The following is a 15,866-nucleotide window of genomic DNA, read 5'->3' as shown; positions in this document are numbered from 1 at the left end:
CCGGGCACAGCCCGCCGGGTGTTCCGGCACCATTTCGGCACCATGATGTCCCACCCTGAAGCAGGTCAATGCCTGCAGGGAGGACGCCATGAAGCAGATCCTGATCGTCGGGGCAGGCAAGATCGGTGCAGTGATTGCAGACTTGCTGAGTGCCTGCGGAGACTACGAGGTCACCGTGGCAGATCGCGATGGTGATGCGCTCGGTCGCCTTGCCACGGCACTGCCGGCGCTGACCGTGGAGACGCTCGACGCCCATGACGACACTGCGCTGTCTCCTCTCCTTGCCAACAAGTACGCCCTGATCAACGCCAGCCCCTTCGGCATGAGCGCACGCTTGGCGCAGGCCGCGGCCGGTGCCGGCGTGCACTACTTCGACCTCACCGAAGACGTCGCCAGCGCGCACAGCATCCGCAACCTGGCTCAGGATGCCAGCACGGTGCTGATGCCGCAGTGTGGTCTCGCCCCCGGTTTCATCTCGATCGCGGCCCATGATCTGTGCACCCGCTTCGACACCCTGCACAACGTGCACATGCGGGTCGGCGCCCTGCCCCGCTTTCCGTCGAACGCGCTCAAGTACAACCTCACCTGGAGCACTGACGGGCTGATCAACGAGTATCTCAACCCGTGCGAAGCCATCGTCAACGGCGAGCGCCGCGAGATGCCCGCGCTCGAGGAGCTGGAGCACTTCTCGCTCGACGGCGACAGCTACGAAGCCTTCAACACCTCGGGCGGACTCGGCACGCTGTGCGACACCCTCAAGGGCCGGGTCAGAAACCTCAACTACCGCACGGTGCGCTACCACGGACACCGCGACGTGATGAAGCTGCTGCTCCACGACCTGCGCCTGGGCGAGCGCCGGGACCTGCTCAAGGACATTCTCGAAGCGGCGATTCCGGTGACGATGCAGGACGTGGTGCTGGTGTTCGTCAACGTCAGCGGCATGCGCGAAGGCCACCTGATGCAGGAGACCTTCGCCCGCAAGATCTACAGCTGCAGCATCAACGGCACCCTTCGCAGCGCGATCCAGATCACCACTGCCAGCGCCCTGTGCGCCGCCCTGGACCTGCTCGTCGAAGGCCGCTTGCCCGAGCGCGGATTCGTGCGCCAGGAGGACATCCGCTTCGACGATTTCATGTGCAACCGATTCGGACGCAATTTCATGATCGATGGCGTCGAACCCGACTCGGCTTCGACCGGCGGCGAGTGCAGGACCATGTAGCCCGGCCGCGCCCATGCTCAAGGAGAACAGGATGAATACGCACGATATCTTTCGTCATCTCGGCATCGACACCTCGGTGCTCCGCGCCGGCGACGTGTGGGTGGATTCTCCCATCGACGGAACACGGCTGGCACAGCTCGCCCCCGACACGGCAGACATCGTCGACACCAAGATTGCCCTCGCCAGCCGCGCCTTCGATAGCTGGCGCCGTGTGCCCGCGCCGCGCAGGGGAGAGCTGATCCGCCGCTTCGGCCTGCTGCTGCGTGAGCACGAACCCGTGCTCGGGGCGCTGATCACGCTTGAGTGCGGCAAGATCATCGCCGAAGGTGAAGGCGAGGTGCAGGAGATGATCGACATCTGCGATTTCGCGGTCGGCCTGTCGCGTCAGCTCTACGGCCGCACCATCGCCTCCGAGCGCCCGCTGCACGCCCTGCGCGAAACCTGGCACCCGCTCGGGCCGGTGGGCATCATCAGCGCCTTCAACTTCCCGATGGCGGTGTGGTCGTGGAATGCCGCACTCGCGCTGGTGTGTGGTGACAGCATCATCTGGAAACCCTCGATCAAGACGCCCCTGTGCGCGCTGGCCTGCCAGCACCTGCTCGAGCGGGCCGCGAGCGACATGGACGACGTGCCGCCGGGGCTGTCCTGCGTGCTGATCGGCAACAACGACACCGGCAGCCTGCTGGTGGACGACCCTCGCGTGCCCCTGATCAGCGCCACGGGCAGCTGCACGATGGGCCGACAGGTGGGGCCACGGGTGGCGCAGCGCTTCGGGCGCACCATTCTCGAGCTCGGTGGCAACAACGCCATCATCGTTGCACCAAGCGCCGACCTCGAACTCGCACTGCAGGCGATCACCTTTGGCGCGGTCGGTACCGCCGGACAGCGCTGCACCAGCACGCGCAGGGTGTTCCTTCACCAGCAGGTGCGCGACGAAGTGCTTGCGCGACTGAAGAAGGCCTGGACCGGCCTCGTGATTGGTGACCCGCGCGAGCCCGACACCCTGATCGGCCCGCTGATCGACCGTCAGGCCTTCGAGAACATGACCTTTGCCCTGCAAGCGGCGCGCGCGCAGGGCGCAGCGATCACCGGTGGCGAACGCGTACTGAGCGATCGCTACCCCGAGGCCTGGTACGCAAGGCCCGCCATCGTGGAAGGCACGGACAGCCTGCGCAACAGCCTGGAGGAGACCTTCGCGCCCATCCTGTACTGCTTCGAATACACCGATCTCGACGAAGCGATCGAACGCCACAATGCCGTACCGCAGGGCCTGTCGTCGGCGATTTTCACCCGCGACCTGCTCGAGGCCGAGCAGTTCCTGTCCGCAGTGGGCAGCGACTGCGGCATTGCCAACGTGAACGTGGGCACCAGCGGCGCCGAAATCGGGGGCGCCTTCGGCGGCGAGAAAGAGACCGGTGGTGGGCGCGAGTCGGGCTCCGATGCCTGGCGCGGCTACATGCGGCGCTCGACCGCCACCATCAACTTCTCGACGCAGTTGCCGCTGGCCCAGGGCGTGAACTTCGGGACTTCCTGAGGGCCGTGTCTTCGCCGTGAGCACGGAGCACGGGGACGCGCGGACGTCACAACCGGATACCACCCCGGGCGCAGGGAATTCGCCCAGACTTTGCCTGCCGATGCGCGGCCACCTGCAGTGGCCCGCATCGCTGACACGACCGGCAAATAATTCGAGGAGACGACAATGGGCAAGAAAATCCTGATGATCTGCGGCGATTTCTGCGAAGACTATGAAACCATGGTGCCCTTCCAGACCCTGCTCGCAGTCGGCCATACGGTGCACGCCGTGTGTCCGGGCAAGAAGGCGGGCGAAACCATCGCCACCGCGATTCACGACTTCGAGGGCGATCAGACCTACACCGAAAAGCGTGGCCACAACTTCAGCCTCAACGCGAGCTTCGACGAGATCGACCCCGCAAGCTACGACGCACTGGTGATTCCCGGCGGTCGCGGCCCCGAGTACCTGCGCCTCAACGACAAGGTCGTCGCTGCCGTGCGCCACTTCTTCACCGCCAACAAGCCGGTCGCCGCCGTGTGTCACGGCGCTCAGCTGCTGGCCGGCGCGCGCGTGCTCGAGGGTCGCACCTGCTCGGCCTACCCGGCCTGCCGGCATGATGTCGAGCTTGGCGGCGGCACCTATGCCGACATCCCGATCGACCAGGCCGTCACCGACGGCAACCTGGTCACCGCTCCGGCGTGGCCTGCACATCCGGCATGGCTCGCCCAGTTCCTGACCCTGCTCGGCACCCGCATCACCCATTGAGCGATGTCCGGCGCGGCCCGGTGTCGCAACACACCGGGCCTGCGCCTACAATGCGATGGAGAATACTGCCCGGCGGACCAGCACATGTGCCAGATCTTCACCCATGCAGAACCCGACCTCTACGCCTGCCGCGCCCGCTCGATCAGGCTGCGCGGCGTCGCGACGAGCATCCGTCTGGAGAACATCTTCTGGCAGGTGCTGGAGGAAATCGGCCAGCGCGACGGGCTCACCGTGCCGCAACTGGTCACCCGCCTGCACGACGAACTGACCGCCGCGGGCAAGCTGCAGGATCGAAGCAACTTCACCTCATTCCTGCGCGTGAGCTGCACCCGCTACCTCGAACTCGAAGTCACCGGCCTGATCCCGGCCGACCGCGCAGTCCCCATCGGCTCGCTCGACGCCGACACGGTGCTCGCCGGCGAACGCCGAGCACCGCTGCCACTCGCGCGGGTGCGCAGCGTGGCCTGACGCCCGGCGGCCCCGTCGGCCCGATTACATGCCCTGACAGCTCGGCCCTTCTCCCGTCGCGGCACGGCACGACCCGGTTGATGTTCTGCGTGGCGTCCTTGATGTCACGGGTTTCGCGATGCACGCCAGAACACGCAATTCCGGGGATGGGTCTCGCGCTGCAGGACATCGCTGCGAAACCGGTCTGCAACCGCCCGTCAGTCTTCGAGACTGCGCGCAGCCCCGATCAGGGCCGGCCACGGCGCATCGATCACGAAGGTCGGAACCTCCGCGAGGTAGGCGCTGAAGCGGCCCTTGTGCTCAAACCGCGCACGAAACGGCGAGGCATCGAAAAACGCGCCGAGTCTGGGCACGATGCCGCCGCCGATGTAGAGACCGCCCCGCGCGCCCAGAATCAGCGCAATGTCGGCAGCGACCGTGCCGAGCAGTGCACAGAAGTCGTTCACCACGGTGACGCAGTGTTCGCACTCGCCGTTCAGGGCCCGGCGGGTGATCTCGCCCGGGTCCAGCGCCTCGCCCCCCCTCCCGCTCAGGGTCGCGTTCGCCTCATGGAGCGCAAGCAGCCCCGCCCCGGAGATCAGCCGTTCGGCCGAGACATGTGAATACCTGTGTGCAAGCAGCGCGATCAGTTCAGCCTCATGCGCGGTGCTGGCCGCTAGGGTGACATGTCCGCCTTCGCCCTCAAGCGGAATCCAGCCCTTTCCGCTGGGCAGCAAGCCCGACACCCCCAGGCCGGTGCCGGGGCCGACGACGCCGATCGCCCGCCCCTTTGCCGCCAGACCACCGCCGACCTGTCGCAGCTCATGCGGTGCAAGCGCCGGGATCGACAGCGCCAGCGCGGTGAAGTCGTTGAGAAAGCACAGGCGCGCCAGCCCCAGGTCGCGGCGGAGCGCTTCGATCGAAAACGCCCAGTCGTGATTCGTCATGCGTACCTGGTCGCCATCGATCGGGGTGGCGATGCCGATTGCCGCCCATACGGGCTGCACGCCACCGCAATCCTTCAGATAGCGCGCGATGACCTCACGCGGGCCGGCGAAGTCGGCACAGCGAAACGTCTCGACCTGCTGCGGCAGGCAAGCGGGGCCATGAATGAGCGCGAAGCGGGCATTGGTCCCGCCGATGTCGCCGACCATTCGTGGAAAGCTGTCAGGATGCGAAGTGGGCATGGCAAAGGAGCTCTGAAGCGCTGAATGACAATGCGGAGCAGCCCGCAAGCGTCTGGAACCCAGTCTCGCACGAAAGCGCGCCCCCTCCAATACGCCCCTGATACGGCGCTGCTTGCACGCGCTTGCCTTGGCCGCAAGTGAAGATTGGGGTGCTATGGCATTGGCAACTCCGGTATCTTTGTAACTGATGAGAAAAATTAACTGTGCCGCGCGACAGGACTTCAGTGGCGACCACCCGCCGCTCAAGCACGTCCGCGGATTTGGTGACTGACATGAACCCGACCACCGTACTTACGCATCCCGTCACGCCTGCATGGCAGGCCCTGGCCGCGCATCATGCCGACATTGCCGAAGCCCAACTGCGCGACCTGTTCAAGGACGATCCGCAGCGCTTCGAGCGCTTCTGCCTGCGTGCTGCTGGCCTGACACTCGACTATTCGAAGAACAGGATCACCACGGACACCGTCGGACACCTGCTCGCCCTCGCACGCGAAAGAGGGCTTGAAGCCGCACGCGATGCGATGTTCGCCGGCGCGCACATCAACAACACCGAAGATCGCGCAGTGCTGCACACCGCCCTGCGCAATCCGGCCGGCAGCCGGGTCGAGGTCGATGGCGAGGACGTCATGCCCGCGGTGCTGGCGGTGCGCAAACGGGTGGGAGACTTCGCCGAGGCCGTCCGCGACGGAAAATGGACGGGCTACACGGGCGAAGCGGTCACCGACGTGGTCAATATCGGCATCGGCGGCTCCGACCTCGGGCCGGCCATGGCCTGCGAGGCGCTGGCCGCACATGGACATCCGCGGCTGCGGATGCACTTCGTGTCGAACGTGGATGGCGACCAGCTCGCACGTGTGCTGGCCAAGGTCGTTCCGGCGCGCACGCTGTTCATCATCGCCTCCAAGACCTTCACCACCATCGAGACCATGACCAACGCGGCCAGTGCGCGGGCGTGGTTCCTCGCCGGCGGCGCCAGCGAGCAGGATATCGCCCGCCACTTCGTTGCGGTATCGACGAACGCCGCCCGGGTGGCTGAATTCGGCATCGCCGCCGACAACATGTTCGGCTTCTGGGACTGGGTCGGCGGGCGCTACTCGATGTGGTCGGCCGTTGGCCTGCCGGTTGCGCTGTGCGTGGGGCGCGAGGGCTTCGAAGCCATGCTCGACGGCGCGCATGCGATGGACCGGCACTTTGCCGAGGCGCCGCTCGAAGCCAACATGCCGGTGATTCTTGCCCTGCTCGGCGTGTGGTATCGCAGCTTCTTCAACGCCTGCAGCCAGTGCATTGCACCCTATGCCCAGGCACTGTCGCGCATGCCGGCCTACCTGCAGCAGCTGGAAATGGAGAGCAACGGCAAGTCCGTGACGCGGGACGGCCAGCCGGTCGCATCGCTCACCTGTCCGGTCGTGTGGGGCGAACCCGGTACCAACGGCCAGCACGCCTTCTTTCAACTTCTGCACCAGGGCACCGACCTCATCCCGGTCGATTTCATCGCGCCGCTCAAGGCCAGCCACGGGCTGCCCGATCACCATCGACTGCTGCTGGCCAACTGCATCGCCCAGAGCAAGGCGCTGATGGTCGGCAAGACAGCCGCCGAAGTGCGCGCGGAACTCGCCGCAAGCGGCATGGATGCCGACGCCGCACAGGCGCTCGTGCCGCACCGCGTCTTTCCCGGCAACCGCCCCAGCAACACCCTGCTCATGCCCGAACTGTCGCCGCGCACGCTCGGCACCCTGATCGCACTCTACGAGCACAAGGTCTTCGTGCAGGGTGTCATCTGGGATGTGAACAGCTTTGACCAGTGGGGCGTCGAGCTCGGCAAGCAGATCGCCACCCGCATCGCCGGCGAACTCGCTGGTGGCCCGGCGGGCGAACATGACGCTTCCACCCTGGGCCTGATTGCGATGGCACGCGCACCGGCCTGACTCGCGGATCAGGCATCCCCTCCAGTGCGATACGACGATAGAAAGTCTTCGAGCGCTCGGCATGCGATCTGCACCTGATCATGCAGGGCATCGATGGCCTCCCCGTCCAGCCGCGCCGCCTCGGCGGCCTGCTCCAGCTCCGCGCATCGCGCGTGGAGCGCGGTGAGATACAGGCTGCCCGCCGACCCTTTGAGCTTGTGCACCAGCGCACGCTGCACGTCCGCCGTCGCGGCCGCGCGCACGGCGTCTGCGGTGGACGGTGCGCTCGTGAGGAACAGCCCGATCATCTTCTCCACCGCCTCGAGACCGATGCACTCGACATCCGCGCCAAGCGCTGCGGCATTCAGTATTTCAGCGTCCGGGGCGGCGGGCTGTTCGCCATCGCCTGCCGGCATGAACCTGCCTTTTGACATCACTCTCCCCAGCTCACGTCCAAAACCCTCGAAGCTGACCGGCTTGGGCAGATAGCCGTCGAAACCGGCGGACAGGAAACCCTCCACGTCCTGCGGGAAGGCATGCGCCGATATGGCGATGACAGCCGGCGTACTGTCCATTGCCTGCTGATCGAGCTTGAGTTCGCCACACAGCACCCGGCCATCGATGTCGGGGAGGTTGATATCCACGATGAGCAGATCAAAGCATTCGTGTCGCGCATGCTCACGGGCAGCACGCCCCGTGGCGGCACTGACCACGGTGCACTCGAGCAGACGCAGATACTCCCCGGTGACGAGCTGGTTGATCGGATTGTCCTCGACCAGCAGCACGTGACACCCCGGAAACTTCAGCGCGCCGACCGCGCCCGAATCAGCAACCTGCGGCTCACCTTCCCTGAGCGGCAGATCGAACCAGAACCGGCTCCCCCGCCCCACTTCACTCTCCAGCCGGATCACACCGCCCATCGCAGCCACGATGCGCTGGCAAATCGTCAGCCCAAGTCCGGTCCCGCCAACGAATTCCGCCTGATGGGCCTGATAGAACGGCTCGAAGACGCGGTCGACCGCATCGGGCGCGATACCCACGCCACTGTCGACCACCTCAAAGCGCAGCTTCGGCGCGCCCGCATCACCGACGACGCTGAGCCGGCCCTTCACGAAGCCCTGGGTGGTGAACCGGATCGCATTGGCGACAAGATTCGTCAGCACCTGACGGATGCGGCCGGGGTCGGCAATGATCCACGCCGGCACGTCCGCAGACACCTCGAAAGTGAAATCGATGCCAGCCTGCTCGGCCCGTGGCTCGAGGAAGCGTGACACCTGCTGGACAAGATCCAGGACGTTGAAGCTCGACGCTGACACCACCACCGCCGATGCTTCGATCTTGGAGAAGTCGAGGATGTCGTTGAGGATGTCGACCAGCGCCAGACTGGATTCGCGCGAGGCGTCGACATACCTCGACTGCACCGGGCTGAGCGGCGTATGGCGGAGCAGTTCGAGCGTGCCGATGATGCCGTTCATCGGGGTACGGATCTCGTGACTCATGTTCGCCAGAAAGCCCGACTTGGCGCGGTTGGCTTCATCGGCCTTGAGCCTCGCCGCCTCGAGCGCCCTGTTGGCCTGTTCGAGACTGGTATTGGTCTCGCTAAGCTCCTGGGTGCGGTTTTCGACCTCGACCTGGAGCGAGGCCTGGTTGCGCACCAGTTCCTGTTCTAGCGCACGCCGTTCATCGACGCTCTGCCTGAAGCTGGCGATGGCGCGGTCCATTTCGGCCAGCTCGTCCCGCGCGTTAACGTCCGGCGGCGTCGTGCCCTCCGAGTACGCGATCTCGCGCAAGGACGCGATCTGCCTCGCGAGCCGCGACACAATGCCCCGGTGCACCACGAACCACATGATCGACACCAGCGTGATCAGCGAGACCAGCGTCCCGGCCGCGACCACAACCAGGCCATCGCCGATCAGCTCACGCAGGGCGCCAGCGGCCGAATTCACCGCCTCGCCGGCATGCGCCGCGCGCTCGCCAATCAGGTCGCTGAGTTGACCGAACGAGCTGTCACTTGCGGCAACGGCCTCATGCAACTGCTCCCGAACGCGCAACGTCGTGCGCTTGGTGTCGATCGCCTCGCGAATGCGCACGACGGTCTTGAACAAGGCATTGACGGCCTCGACCCGGCCCGGGTCGCGCACCGCGCGCAAGCGCCGCACGACAGCTTCGAGACTCGCGGTCGACGTGCGCTCCACAACCTCGACATCGGCCAGCGAAGTGACGCTCTGGAGCCGTTCGATATCCTGATGCAGCAGGTACAGCCGATGCGTCAGCTCGGACAGGCGGTCGAGCAGATCGAAATCATGCTCGATGATCGAATCGAGGGTGTCATGAATGCTGGCTCCGACCGTGCCGCCGGCCGTCGCTTCATAGACATAGGCGAAATTGGCGGCCGCCACGGTCTCGGCATTCGCCGCCTCGAGCTGCGCGATCTCCACCAGCCCGGACAGTGCGCGCTTGATGGCATCGGCCTGGGCGGAAAGCGCGTGCTCACCAGCGATGCGCTGGTGAACGAGGCGCCGTGTTTCCTTCAGCCTCGAATCGATCTGCCCAACCAGGCGTCGCGCCAGGGCAACGTCGTCGGCCCCGAACAGCAGGGTCGGCTGAGTTCCGATCACCTGCTGCAGCCGCGCAACCTCCTCCATCATGACGTCGCCGAGCGCCTGCGCCTTGGGCTCGTCGCTGGTCTCGAGCAGGAGCTTGGAAACATTGCCCACCCGCATGCTGATACGGAACAGGTCCTGCGCCACCTCGAGCGAGGGAATGGCGATATCGGAGATACGACGTTCTTTTTCGTCGAGCTGAAACAGCCCCACCACCGCGACGATTGACCCCAGCGAGGACAGGGCCGCCATCAAGAGAAACGAGTAGAATAGTTTTTGCCCGATCCCTTTTTTTATCATCTCTCGATCCTGCGCCCTCTGCGCAATTCGACGCTCAGCACGAGTTCACCGCACGAATGCGAATCCCCTGCAGCGTCCCGATTCGTTCCATGTTCGGACTGGCCACCAGCTGCATGGTGTTTGCCGGCATCGTTGCAATGGCAGGCGACGCACGGGCGTGGAGTGTCGACGTCCGCACCCCGCCGTTTCAGTGGCACACCTCGCACAAGGCGGAAATCCGCCCACTCACTGCGGCCTCGAAACCCTGGCGAATCTGCGCGCTCTACCCGCACCTGAAGGATTCGTACTGGCTCAGCATCAACTACGGCATGGTAGCGCAGGCTCGTGCGCTTGGGGTCGAACTCAAGGTGTTCGACGCGGGCGGCTATCACCGGGTCGACGAGCAGCTTGCGCAGATTGACGCGTGCCGCGCCTGGAAGGCAGATGCACTACTGCTGGGCTCAGTCTCCTTCGCCGGCCGTATCGAAGAACTGAAAGCACGCGTGGCGGGCCTGCCTGTCTTCGGCCTCGTGAATGACGTACCCCTCGACACGCTTGAGGGCCGTGTCGCCACATCGTGGTACGCCATGGGCTACCGCACCGGTGAGTTCATCGCGGCGCGTCATCCGGCCGGCTCCAAAGGGGTCAAGATCGCGTGGTTTCCCGGCGCCTCGCGCTGGTCAGACAGGCCGAACGTCGAGCTGGGTTTCTTTGACGCACTGAAGTCCGCCTCGGTGCGCGAACTGGTCATCAAGGAAGGTCCCGACAATGACCGGCGCATCATGCGCGCGCTGCTCGAGGACGCACTGCAGGAACACCGCGACATCGACTACGTGGTCGGGGGCGCCATCCTGGCTGAAACCGCGCTCGTTGAAGTCGGCCATATCGAAGCAGCCCGCCGCCCGAAGGTCATCAGCTACTACTTCACCCATGGCGTCTACCGGGGTCTGCTGCGCGGCAAGGTACAGATGGCCGTCACCGACCAGATGGTGCTTCTGGGCCAGCTCTCGCTTGACCAGGTCAGCCGCTTTCTCGACGGCAAGCCGTTCATGACCGATATCGCGCCGAGCCTGCAGACGCTGACCTCGGACGCGAGCCACACGCTGGAAACCCGCAACTCGCTGTCACCGGCGCGCTTCTCCCCTGTGTTCGAAGTCGGGCCGCGACAGCGCTGAGTTCGCCCCATGCGCACGCACTGGCACGATCCCGGGCGGGGGGCGGCAGATCAAACTAGGCCTGCGCGCCCTTGAGGTAGTCAAGATCGGCCTGAAGGTAGTCGCTCAGGACCGCTGACAGCGCGGGGTAGAAGCGGGCATCGTCCACCGTCCTGCATTTCCGTGCGAAGGTCGGCACCCAGTTCAGCAGCGCTCCTTCGATAAAGGCCACCTGGGCTCGCGCTGCAGCGGACGCATCGTCGTCCTCCGCGTGCTGCTCGATCAGGTGGGCGAGATAGGCGAGCAGCACGGCCACGTGGTCGGCAGGCTCACCGACGTCATCGGCGACCTGCAGCCCGCTTGCCTGCAGAAGCTCGCGCATCTTCGCCTCATCGGCAGCGCACAGCAGACCGTTCTCGTCCCGATAGATCGAGGCGTAGGGCAAGGCCGAGTGCTTCTGGTCGCGCAGAAAGGTCTGCGCAAAGTCTGCAGCCAGCTCCAGCCGCAGATCACCCTGCCCGCTCAGCGTGGAAAGCGCCGCACGCAGGTCGGCGACCGGCGCGTCGAAGCCGCAGGCCTCGAGGGTGGCTAGAATGTTCTGCCACGGTCCGGCGCTCAGGGCCTCGACCTGCCGGGCATCGAGTTCATGCGCAAAAAGGGTCGAGAACCAGGCATACAGATGGGCGCGTCGGTGTTCGATGTCAGTTTGGGTGCTCATGATGTCCTTCATCTCGTTTGGGGTCAGACCGTTGGCGAGCGGCCAGAATACCGCCCGCCAACGCACCATCAGGACTTAACTTACTTCGATCGGCCCGCCAAAGCTGGTCACCTGCGGCGCCTGCCCGACGAACTTCTCGACGTTGACCTGGCAGGTGTTGGCACTGGTCGCTTGCGAGAGCTTCGATGCACCGACGTCCTGGCTGACGGTATTGGGGTCGCCGTAGGTGTCGAGCGCGCCGACACTGGCATCAACCGGACCGTACCATGCGCCTTCGTGGATCCGCACCACACCCGCCGGATAGTCCTCGGACACCCGGGCGCCAGCGAGCAGCTGACCACGATCATTGAAGACGCGAACGATGTCGCCATCCGCAATGCCACGCTGCGCTGCGTCACGCGGGCTCATGTAGATCGGCTCGCGTCCCTTGACCGTGTATTTCGCCCGATACTCTTCCGACTCGCACATCTGCGAGTGCAGGCGCTGATCCGGGTGGCACGACTGCAGCCACAGCGGGAAGGCTGCCGAGCGCGGACCGCCATGCGAGCGTTCGTTCTTCTCGAACCACATCGGGTGACCGCGGCAATCGTCGTAACCGAAGGAATCGATCTTGCGGCTGAAGATCTCGATGAAGCCGGACGGCGTACCGAGCGGATTCACCTCGGGGTCGTCACGGAAGGTGGCGTACTTGACCCACGGCTTGCCGCGACCGAAATCGACGTAGCCCTTCGCCCAGAAGGTGTCGAAGTCCGGCATATCGAACTTGCCTTCGTTGGACTTGCGGCAGCCCTCGTACAGCGAACGCAGCCACTCCATCTCGCCCTTGCCCTGTGAGTACTCCTTGTGCCGGTTGAAGCGGCGGCACAGCTCGGTAAAGATGTGGAAGTCGGTACGCGACTGGAACAGCGGGTCGACCAGCTTCTGCATCGCCAGCACGCCCCGCACGCTGTAGGAGCCGTACTGGTCGATGTCGTTGCGCTCGAACTGGGTGCAGGCCGGCAGCACGATGTCGGAGAAGCGGCACGATGCAGTCCAGTTGAAGTCGATCGTGACAACCGTCTCCAGAGCCTGGAAAGCGCGCTTCATGCGATTGCGGTCCTGGTGGTGATGCCAGGGGTTGCAGCCGGAGAAGACCATCATCTTGATGTCCGGCAGGGTCACCTCGGAACCGTTGTAGGCAATCTTCTTGCCCGGCTCGAGCAGCGCATCAACCCAGCGCGCGACCGGAATCGTGCTGCTGTAGCCCTTGAAGTCGGTGTTGTCGTGGACCGGCTTCTGCCCCTTGTCGACGTTGCGCGGAAACGCGCCCGGCGCGGCTGCACCGGTCGAGGGCACACCGATCGAGCTGTAGTGGTGTGCGTAGCTCACGCCGCCGCCGGGCAAGCCGATCTGCCCGAGCATCGCGGCGAGCACTGCACCCATCCAGTACGGCTGCTCGCCGTGCTGCTGGCGCTGAATGCTCCAGCCAAAGAGCAGCTGGGTACGCGTACCCACCATGGCCCGCGCAAGCTCACGGATGGTCTTGGCCGGCACGCCGGTGATCCCCGCCGCCCATTCCGGCGTCTTCTCGACCTTGTCCTCGCTCTCGCCCAACAGGTAGGGAAGGAAACGCTCGAAGCCGAGGCAGTAGGTGTCGATGAACTTCTTGTCGTAGAGGTTCTCCTTCACCAGCGTGTGCGCAATCGCGAGCATCATTGCCACGTCGGTCTGCGGGTGGACCCTGATCTGCTCGCAGCCAAGATGCTTCTGCGTCTTGCTGCGCACCGGATCGATGCTGATGACGCGGATCTTGCCTTCCTGGATGCGCTGCTTCAGCGCCGCGATATGCTCGAACGACTCGTGTGTTTCGCATGCCCAGCCAACCTGCAGATTCTTGACCGGGTCGTTCGCCCACAGCACGATCAGACCGGCGTTGTCGAGAATCTCGGACCAGGACGTACCCTGCGCATAGACCTCGGTCGAACCGAGCACGTAGGGAAGAATGGTCTGTCCCGCACCGGTCGAGTAGTCGCCGACCTTCTTCACGAAGTTGCCGTGCATCGCCACCGCGCGCTGCATGTGGTTGCCGGCGCTGTGCAACTGCCCGGTCTGACGCCAACCGGTCTGTCCGGCATGCAGCGCCCACGGCCCGTAGGTTTTCTGAACCCGCTCGAGCTCCTCATGGAAGAGATCAAGCGCCTCGTCCCAGGTCACGCGGATAAAGCGGTTGTCGCCCCGCGTCTTGCGGTCGCCCAGATGACGGTTCTTGAACCACTCGTAGCGCACCATCGGATAGCGCACCCGCGACGGGCTGTAGATGATGCCGCGGATACCGTTGATCATGTCGGTCGGGTTCTTGTCGAGCTCGAAGGGCACGATCTCGGCCACTTTCCCGCCGTGGATGCGCGCACGCAGCGCGCCCCAATGGCTACCGGTGAGTTTCCAGCCGTCCAGCAGGTTGGCCTCGGGGGTGGCCGCTTTTGCCAATACGCTGGGCGCGACCAGGGTGGTTGCCGAAGAGGCAAGCAAGCCCTTGATGAAGTTTCTGCGTGAAATCGTCATGTTGATCTCCACGAATTCGTAGTGTCTGAATTGAATCTCAATGCTTGCGCGTCGAGAAATCAGCCGAGTGCTTTTGCAGGTACTTGAGGATGACGCTCTGGCTGTCGCCGTCCAGATTCACGAAGGACAACATGCCGTTGAACATGCCAGGCCAGGTATTAGTGTCGAAGTGATCCTCGTCGGGCTGCGTATGGCAGACGCTGCAACGCTCGCGGTAGGTATCCTTGGCAAAGCTCCAGATCCCATCGACGTTGTCGGTCAGGCTGGCGGGCTTGATCCACAGGGACACGTTCACACGCTCCCACTCGAGACCGGTCAGCGGGTCTTCCTTGCGTTCGAAGCCCTGGACCAGTTCGGCGCTCTGGGCAACTTCCTTGGAGACCACGCCCGAAGCGATGTTGAGACCGAACATCTCGTTGATCATGCGGCCAAAGCCCTTGGTCCGCCTCCAGCCTGCGAGCTCGACCTTCAGGCGATCGCTGCCCACCTCGACGACCTTGAGCTCCGTCGCCGGGTTGATGCGGCCTGCAACAACCTTGAGTTCCGAATCCTCATACGCCTCGATACCCCGAACGACGAAATAGGACGTATCCGGCGAGAAACTCGTGACTGCAATCGACTGCTCGAGCTTGCCCATCGCGCCCGAGGCTTGCGCGACCATGTCGGGCAGCTTGTGGGCGATGCCCTTGTGGCAGTCAACACAGCTCTGATCGCGTTCGGCCGCACGTGTCATCTGCACCCGTGCCTTCTCCGACATCGCGGTGAAATCCATGCTCTTGTAGTCATGGCAGTTCTTGCATTCGAGCGACCCATTGGCCGAAAAACGGCTCCACTCGTGCTGCGCAAGCTCAAGGCGCTTCTCCTCGAACTTCTCCGGCGTATCGATGGTGCCGACGAGCTTGCCAAACACCTCCTTGCTTGCCTGCATCTTGCGGGCAATCTTGTCCGTCCAGTTGTGCGGCACGTGGCAGTCCGGGCAGGTCGCGCGCACACCGGAAGAGTTCGACCAATGCACGGTGCCCTGGAGCTCCTTGTACACATTGGCTTCCATCTCGTGGCAGCTGATACAGAAGGCCTCGGTGTTGGTCACTTCGAGGCCGGTATTGAAACCGCCCCAGAAAACGACACCTGCCAGAAAACCACCTACGGTGAGCACACCCAGGCTGATATGCGCACTGGGTGACTTGACCGTTTTCCATAGCTTGCGAATCATCATGATTTCCTCCGCAATAAGTTCGATTCGGCTCGTACGATGGGCTTACATGTGGCCCGGAGGCCCGAAAATGAGTTGCAGAATCCACACGGCAAACCCGTAGCCAAAGATCGAAACGAGCGACAATGCAGGAATCGCGATGGCGGTAATCAGCAGGAATGCTTTAACTTCTCCGAAAAACGAGGTTTTTTCCGGCGATTGGGAATTGGTGTCCACGGCGGCCTCCACTCGAAATTGGCGCGCCAACCCTTGGCGCCACCTTGACCCCAATGCTAGAGGGGCGATGTGAAGATGTCCTACCAAGGTCATATACAGCCCGTGTC

At 64.3% G+C, this 15,866-nt stretch carries 12 protein-coding genes; 6 read left to right on the top strand and 6 right to left on the bottom strand.

Going from position 1 to position 15,866, the window contains the following annotated elements; translation table 11 throughout:
* Window positions 1–88 precede the first annotated feature (88 nt).
* From AC22G6_RS02925 to AC22G6_RS02910, 4 genes are all read left to right on the top strand, one after another.
* Window positions 89–1,219, top strand: a complete 1,131-nt coding sequence (locus tag AC22G6_RS02925) for a saccharopine dehydrogenase family protein (protein ID WP_487365546.1) — start codon at window positions 89–91, stop codon at window positions 1,217–1,219.
* A gap of 31 nt (window positions 1,220–1,250) precedes the next feature.
* Window positions 1,251–2,753, top strand: coding sequence for an L-piperidine-6-carboxylate dehydrogenase (amaB, locus tag AC22G6_RS02920; RefSeq protein ID WP_487365545.1), 1,503 nt, complete (start codon window positions 1,251–1,253; stop codon window positions 2,751–2,753).
* Between the two features lie 165 nt (window positions 2,754–2,918).
* On the top strand, window positions 2,919–3,497 hold the full coding sequence (locus AC22G6_RS02915) for a DJ-1/PfpI family protein (RefSeq protein WP_108971026.1): 579 nt from the start codon (window positions 2,919–2,921) through the stop codon (window positions 3,495–3,497).
* An 84-nt stretch (window positions 3,498–3,581) separates the two neighbouring features.
* On the top strand, window positions 3,582–3,965 hold the full coding sequence (locus tag AC22G6_RS02910; RefSeq protein WP_108949151.1) for a ribbon-helix-helix domain-containing protein: 384 nt from the start codon (window positions 3,582–3,584) through the stop codon (window positions 3,963–3,965).
* Between the two features lie 197 nt (window positions 3,966–4,162).
* Here the strand turns inward: AC22G6_RS02910 and AC22G6_RS02905 are convergent, their stop codons facing one another.
* A complete protein-coding gene (locus AC22G6_RS02905; protein ID WP_487365544.1) occupies window positions 4,163–5,131 on the bottom strand; it encodes a glucokinase in 969 nt (322 codons plus the stop codon).
* Between the two features lie 272 nt (window positions 5,132–5,403).
* On the opposite strand from AC22G6_RS02905, the gene pgi reads away from it, so the two are divergent.
* On the top strand, window positions 5,404–7,056 hold the full coding sequence (gene pgi / locus AC22G6_RS02900) for a glucose-6-phosphate isomerase (protein WP_487365543.1): 1,653 nt from the start codon (window positions 5,404–5,406) through the stop codon (window positions 7,054–7,056).
* An 8-nt stretch (window positions 7,057–7,064) separates the two neighbouring features.
* Here pgi and torS read toward each other — a convergent pair whose 3' ends face one another.
* Window positions 7,065–9,938 carry a TMAO reductase system sensor histidine kinase/response regulator TorS gene (torS, locus tag AC22G6_RS02895; protein WP_487365542.1) on the bottom strand — a complete coding sequence of 958 codons (2,874 nt, stop codon included), beginning with the start codon at window positions 9,936–9,938 and terminating at the stop codon, window positions 7,065–7,067.
* A gap of 89 nt (window positions 9,939–10,027) precedes the next feature.
* Here torS and torT point away from each other — a divergent pair, with 89 nt between their 5' ends.
* A complete protein-coding gene (gene torT / locus AC22G6_RS02890; protein ID WP_487365541.1) occupies window positions 10,028–11,092 on the top strand; it encodes a TMAO reductase system periplasmic protein TorT in 1,065 nt (354 codons plus the stop codon).
* Between the two features lie 55 nt (window positions 11,093–11,147).
* Here the strand turns inward: torT and torD are convergent, their stop codons facing one another.
* The 4 genes from torD to AC22G6_RS02870 all read right to left on the bottom strand — a co-directional run bounded on the left by torD (window position 11,148) and on the right by AC22G6_RS02870 (window position 15,759).
* A complete protein-coding gene (torD, locus tag AC22G6_RS02885) occupies window positions 11,148–11,789 on the bottom strand; it encodes a molecular chaperone TorD (RefSeq protein ID WP_487365540.1) in 642 nt (213 codons plus the stop codon).
* Between the two features lie 75 nt (window positions 11,790–11,864).
* Window positions 11,865–14,330: a trimethylamine-N-oxide reductase TorA gene (gene torA, locus AC22G6_RS02880; protein ID WP_487365539.1), complete on the bottom strand. Its 2,466-nt coding sequence runs from the start codon at window positions 14,328–14,330 to the stop codon at window positions 11,865–11,867.
* A 37-nt stretch (window positions 14,331–14,367) separates the two neighbouring features.
* Complete coding sequence (gene torC, locus AC22G6_RS02875) at window positions 14,368–15,546, bottom strand: pentaheme c-type cytochrome TorC (RefSeq protein ID WP_487365538.1); 1,179 nt, start codon at window positions 15,544–15,546, stop codon at window positions 14,368–14,370.
* Between the two features lie 42 nt (window positions 15,547–15,588).
* Entirely contained in the window at window positions 15,589–15,759 is a 171-nt protein-coding gene (locus AC22G6_RS02870) for a periplasmic nitrate reductase, NapE protein (RefSeq protein ID WP_487365537.1), read from the bottom strand.
* Between the last annotated feature and the right edge of the window lie 107 nt (window positions 15,760–15,866).

The sequence above is a fragment of the Parazoarcus sp. PS-13 R2A genome, assembly GCF_057621855.1.
The sequence above is the reverse complement of the archived record's forward strand: the minus strand, read 5'-3'. Positions and strand labels throughout refer to the sequence as shown.

Bases quoted from the DNA above. Each gene is read 5' to 3' on its own strand.
- torA (WP_487365539.1), bottom strand. From the start codon at position 14,330: ATGACGATTTCACGCAGAAACTTCATCAAGGGCTTGCTTGCCTCTTCG.
- AC22G6_RS02915 (WP_108971026.1), top strand. From the start codon at position 2,919: ATGGGCAAGAAAATCCTGATGATCTGCGGCGATTTCTGCGAAGACTAT.
- torC (WP_487365538.1), bottom strand. From the start codon at position 15,546: ATGATGATTCGCAAGCTATGGAAAACGGTCAAGTCACCCAGTGCGCAT.
- AC22G6_RS02905 (WP_487365544.1), bottom strand. From the start codon at position 5,131: ATGCCCACTTCGCATCCTGACAGCTTTCCACGAATGGTCGGCGACATC.
- pgi (WP_487365543.1), top strand. From the start codon at position 5,404: ATGAACCCGACCACCGTACTTACGCATCCCGTCACGCCTGCATGGCAG.
- torT (WP_487365541.1), top strand. From the start codon at position 10,028: ATGTTCGGACTGGCCACCAGCTGCATGGTGTTTGCCGGCATCGTTGCA.
- AC22G6_RS02925 (WP_487365546.1), top strand. From the start codon at position 89: ATGAAGCAGATCCTGATCGTCGGGGCAGGCAAGATCGGTGCAGTGATT.
- torS (WP_487365542.1), bottom strand. From the start codon at position 9,938: ATGATAAAAAAAGGGATCGGGCAAAAACTATTCTACTCGTTTCTCTTG.
- AC22G6_RS02910 (WP_108949151.1), top strand. From the start codon at position 3,582: ATGTGCCAGATCTTCACCCATGCAGAACCCGACCTCTACGCCTGCCGC.
- amaB (WP_487365545.1), top strand. From the start codon at position 1,251: ATGAATACGCACGATATCTTTCGTCATCTCGGCATCGACACCTCGGTG.
- torD (WP_487365540.1), bottom strand. From the start codon at position 11,789: ATGAGCACCCAAACTGACATCGAACACCGACGCGCCCATCTGTATGCC.